General features: G+C 72.3%; 3 protein-coding genes. 1 reads left to right on the top strand and 2 read right to left on the bottom strand.

Features of this window, described 5'->3' with window-relative positions:
* Nucleotides 1-169 (bottom strand): helix-turn-helix domain-containing protein (locus MFF30_RS25805; RefSeq protein WP_238283135.1); only part of this gene is annotated, 169 nt, incomplete at its 3' end.
* 117 nt (nt 170-286) lie between these two features.
* Here MFF30_RS25805 and MFF30_RS25800 point away from each other — a divergent pair.
* On the top strand, nt 287-1,273 hold the full coding sequence (locus tag MFF30_RS25800; protein WP_238283133.1) for an aldo/keto reductase: 987 nt from the start codon (nt 287-289) through the stop codon (nt 1,271-1,273).
* A gap of 3 nt (nt 1,274-1,276) precedes the next feature.
* Here the strand turns inward: MFF30_RS25800 and MFF30_RS25795 are convergent.
* Nucleotides 1,277-1,601, bottom strand: a 325-nt coding sequence (locus tag MFF30_RS25795; protein ID WP_238283131.1) for an FtsX-like permease family protein, incomplete at its 5' end; no start/stop codon positions are given.

Genomic DNA, 1,601 nt, shown 5'->3' with positions numbered 1-1,601 from the left:
TGCGGGTGGTGCGGTTGAGGAGGCGAACGCCGAGCCGGGTCTCGAGGCCGCGCAGGGCATGGCTGAGGGCTGAGGTGGAGACCCCGAGATCGAGGGCGGCCGCCCGGAAGCTCCCCCGCGTGGCGATGGCCACGAACGCCGCGAGGTCGGAGAGATCGGCGCGCTGCATTGTTGACCCCGGCTCAACGGCTCATCCCGCTTTCTTGAGCTTATCGGGGGAAGACCGCCATGGCACATCCGAGGTCGGTTCACGAACCGCCCCGATCACGAACGCATGGACAGGCCTATGCTGCGACGCTCTCTCGGCCGTACCGGCCTCACCGTCTCCGTTCCCGGCCTCGGCTGCATGGGCATGTCCGAGTTCTACGGCCCCGCCGACGAGGCCGCCTCCCGCGACGCCCTCGCGGGTGCCCTCGACCTCGGCTACGACTTCCTCGACACCGCCGATACCTACGGGCTCGGGCACAACGAAACCCTCCTCGGCCGCTTCCTGGCGGGGCGGCGCGACCGGGTCGTCGTCGCCACGAAGTTCGGCATCGTGCGCCGGGCCGACAGTGCGGAACGGCGGATCGACAACACGCCCGCCTATATCGCGTCCGCCTGCGACGCCTCCCTGCGGCGGCTCGGCCTGGACACCATCGACCTCTACTACTGCCATCGCCGGAACCCGGAGACGCCGCTGGCCGAGACCGTGGGAGCGATGGCGCGCCTCGTCGAGCAGGGCAAGGTCCGGGCGCTCGGCCTGTCCGAGGTCTCGCCCGAGACTCTGCGGGCCGCCCACGCGATCCATCCGATCGCTGCCGTGCAGAGCGAGTACTCCCTCTGGAGCCGGGGCCCCGAGGACGGGATGCTGGAAACCTGCCGGGACCTCGGCGTCACTTTCGTGGCCTATTCGCCGCTCGGGCGAGGCTTCCTCACCGGGGCGATCGATCCGGATCGCCTCGCGGCGGGCGATTTCCGGAAGGGCAATCCCCGTTTCCAGGGCGCGGCGCTGGCGCAGAACCGGCGGCTTCTCGCCGGCCTCGGCGCCATTGCCGAACGGCGCGGAGCGACCCCGGCGCAGGTCGCCCTCGCGTGGCTGGTGAGCCGGGCCCCCGAGGTAGTGCCGATCCCCGGCGCGCGGCGGAGGGCGCGCCTCGCCGAGAACGCCGCCGCCGTGGATCTCGTCCTGACGCCGGGCGAGATCGCGGAACTCGATGCCCTCTTCAGCCCGGGCGCCGTGGCCGGGGCGCGCTACGCGGAGGGCGGCACGGCGGGCATCGAGGTGCTGTGAGGTTCAGAACTGGCGCAGGTAGGGCGCCGGCTTCTGGCCGAGGATGCGCCAGGTTCCGGCGAGCCCGAGCAGGATCGCGAAGGCGACCGCCAGGGTCGCGGCGACCAGGGCGCCGGAGAGATCGAGGGTGAACTCGAGCTTCATCACCCGAGTGACGATGACCCAGCCCGCCAGGGTACCGGCGGCGAGGCCGAAGATCGCGGTGGCGAGGCCGAGCGCCCCGTATTCGAGGGTGTAGGCCGCGAGCAGCCGGCGCCGGGTGGCGCCCAGGGTCTTGAGCACCACGGCGTCGTAGAGGCGGGCCCGGTGGCCGGCCGCGAGAGCGCCG

Source organism: Methylobacterium goesingense (assembly GCF_022179225.1).
In the GTDB taxonomy this organism is placed as follows: Bacteria; Pseudomonadota; Alphaproteobacteria; order Rhizobiales; family Beijerinckiaceae; genus Methylobacterium; species Methylobacterium goesingense.
The sequence above is the reverse complement of the archived record's forward strand: the minus strand, read 5'-3'. Positions and strand labels throughout refer to the sequence as shown.

Coding starts and splice junctions, on each gene's coding strand:
- MFF30_RS25800 (WP_238283133.1), top strand. CDS start 287: ATGCTGCGACGCTCTCTCGGCCGTACCGGCCTCACCGTCTCCGTTCCC.